The organism is Methylophaga sp. UBA5088 (assembly GCF_002414625.1).
In the GTDB taxonomy this organism is placed as follows: Bacteria; Pseudomonadota; Gammaproteobacteria; order Nitrosococcales; family Methylophagaceae; genus Methylophaga; species Methylophaga marina.
This window is the reverse complement of the sequence record NZ_DIAC01000041.1, coordinates 2,384-4,773: the sequence shown is the minus strand read 5'-3', so window position 1 is coordinate 4,773 and position 2,390 is coordinate 2,384. Positions and strand designations below refer to the sequence as shown.

Annotated in this window: 4 protein-coding genes; 1 reads left to right on the top strand and 3 read right to left on the bottom strand. The window is 44.3% G+C overall.

The window, feature by feature from the left end; all coding sequences use genetic code 11:
- Positions 1 to 607, top strand: a 607-nt coding sequence (locus B4K20_RS05805) for an aldehyde dehydrogenase family protein (RefSeq protein ID WP_289282213.1), incomplete at its 5' end; no start/stop codon positions are given.
- On the opposite strand, the gene B4K20_RS05800 is transcribed toward B4K20_RS05805, so the two are convergent.
- The 3 genes from B4K20_RS05800 to B4K20_RS05790 all read right to left on the bottom strand — a co-directional run.
- On the bottom strand, positions 600 to 1,709 hold the full coding sequence (locus tag B4K20_RS05800) for a PepSY-associated TM helix domain-containing protein (RefSeq protein ID WP_289282212.1): 1,110 nt from the start codon (positions 1,707 to 1,709) through the stop codon (positions 600 to 602). The two genes, B4K20_RS05805 and B4K20_RS05800, sit on opposite strands and share 8 nt — an antisense overlap.
- Before the next feature lie 149 nt (positions 1,710 to 1,858).
- On the bottom strand, positions 1,859 to 2,050 hold the full coding sequence (locus B4K20_RS05795) for a CPXCG motif-containing cysteine-rich protein (RefSeq protein ID WP_286304869.1): 192 nt from the start codon (positions 2,048 to 2,050) through the stop codon (positions 1,859 to 1,861).
- A gap of 52 nt (positions 2,051 to 2,102) precedes the next feature.
- On the bottom strand, positions 2,103 to 2,390 hold a 288-nt coding region (locus B4K20_RS05790), incomplete at its 5' end, for a GNAT family N-acetyltransferase (protein WP_289282211.1).

Here is a 2,390-nt window from a genome sequence, read left to right as displayed (position 1 = left end):
TCGTATTATTAACGCTGGGCAGTCATGTATTGCAGCAAAGCGCATTATTATTGAAGCCCCTGTTTACGACGACTTTATTGATAAATTAAAAACACGTCTGGAAAAATTAAGTATGGGCGACCCATTGGAAGAAACTACCGATATTGGGCCGATAGCACGTGCTGATTTAAGGGATAACCTGCATCGCCAGGTCACTGAGACTATTCAGGCGGGGGCGCGTTGTCTATTAGGAGGTGAGCTGCCCGAAGGCAAAGGTTTCGCATATCCGGTGACTTTTTTAGCTGATGTCACGGCAGATATGACCGCATTTAAGGAGGAGACATTTGGCCCCGTGATGTGTGCCATTAAGGCTGAATCAGCTGAACAAGCGCTTGTCTTAGCAAATGATACTGAGTTTGGACTGGGGGCGGGTGTCTGGACCAATAATGCTGAAATGGCGAAGGACTTTGCGATGAAAATCAATGCCGGTCAAGTGGCTATCAATGGGATTGTGAAGACAGATCCTCGCTTGCCTAGTGGTGGTATTAAAAAGTCAGGTTATGGTCGCGAGTTAGGACCGCATGGCATAAAAGAGTTCGTGAATGCTAAACAAGTGTGGATTAAGTAGTTCGTTTTTGGTGCTGACGCTTGAATTTGCGTCGGTACCATAACCACCCTCCTGCAATACTCAAAATAGCCGTAAATAAGCCACTAGCAAACACCAAAATTCGTCCAGTGAGCCCGAAGGCCTCACCACTGTGTAAAGGGAATAACCAAAAAGCGCTTTTCTGTCTGACCGTCATGTCATTATAGTTTTGTTCTGCTAACACTTCATTGGTTTGTGGATTCAGCCATAACACAAAACTACCAGATGTTTGGCGAGGGTCATTCTCTGCGTTTAAGCGGATTTCAACGCTTGGATTCTGCTCCGTTGGCGGAATAATCCGTTGCCATTGTTTATCAGGCCAGTGTTGTTTTGCACTGATCAGCCACTTTTCAGCTTGGACAGGTTCATCTGCGAGCCAGGCTACATTTGGTGATGCTTTGTCAGGACGGTTTAAAAGCCACTTTGTTTGATCAGGAAATATCAGGCTGAAACCGCTCACGATGAGGGTAATAAAAATCGGTAGAGACATTAGCCCTAGCGCAATATGAGTTCGTCGAAAGCGCCCAACAGTTGAGGTGGCCTTTTGGGTGCGGGCCAGCAACCAGTTCCAGGCTTTTTTACTACGAGGCCAGCCATAATAAACACCAACAATGACGTTGATTAACATCAATATGGCTAAAAAGCCCAGCACCAGCTCCATCGATTCACCCAATAAAAAGGTGAAGTGGAAAAGGTAAATCATTGATGTGAAATAACTGCCCCATTCACGCACTGATACCACATCTGCTGTGTAGGGATGAATCATCACTTCGATAGTTTTGCCATGCAGTGGTGACTGCGATTTCATTTCCACAAAGGCGGTATACATGGCCTTATCGCTACGTGGTGCTCGCAGTGAGTTGATATGCGCGATATCGGGCACGGCATGGAGGGCTGCATACAAAATGTCTGAGAGTGGTGCAGGAGGAGCATTGAGCTGGCCGGAAAGGACGAGTTGCGGATTTAACCATTCATCAATAGCATGATCGAAAACAATGATAGACCCACTAATACTCTGTAGTAAAAGTGGAATAATAAGAATTAAACCACTGATTCGGTGAAACTCGATCCAGAATTTTCGCATGGAGAGGTTGAGGTCTTTGGTTTGTTATCGGCTAGGTATAAAAAGAATGGATGCGTGATTGCCATCAAGAGCGAATCAGCATGTTAGTGTAATTGATATTGAATATCAAATAGGATTTATTATTGTCTATTGTGGGCTAAAGTCACATCTTAGTCATTTTCATGTGATGTCTGGACATGAATGCCTTCATGATCAACTTCCACGCTAAAAGTGATAGGGCGACAACATACCTCACAGTCTTCGATATATTCCTGTGAGTCGACAGAGCCATCGATGATGACTGAAATCATTTCACCACAGTAAGGGCATGACACAGTGTGTTCTTGTAACGCGTAAACCATATTTATCTCCATCATCATTTAAATGAGTGACTGAGATTTCGACTGGGAGTTCCTAATCAGGAAATGCGTTAATTGGGTAGGCAAACAAGTGACGTTTATCACCTAAACCTATTCCTGTTGCAATAATACGAAACCCCAGATCCTTATAAAACTTAAGTAAAGCCGGGTAATGATCGACGGCATCTAATTGCACCGAATTATCACCGGCTTTATCGAGACAAAATTGCATGAGTTGCTTGCCATAGCCAGACCCTTGAACCAAAGGAGAAACAGCTAATTGCGTGATATAAATATCTGCCGCAGGGGCTTTGGGCCAACATGCATCATAGTAACTGGCTTT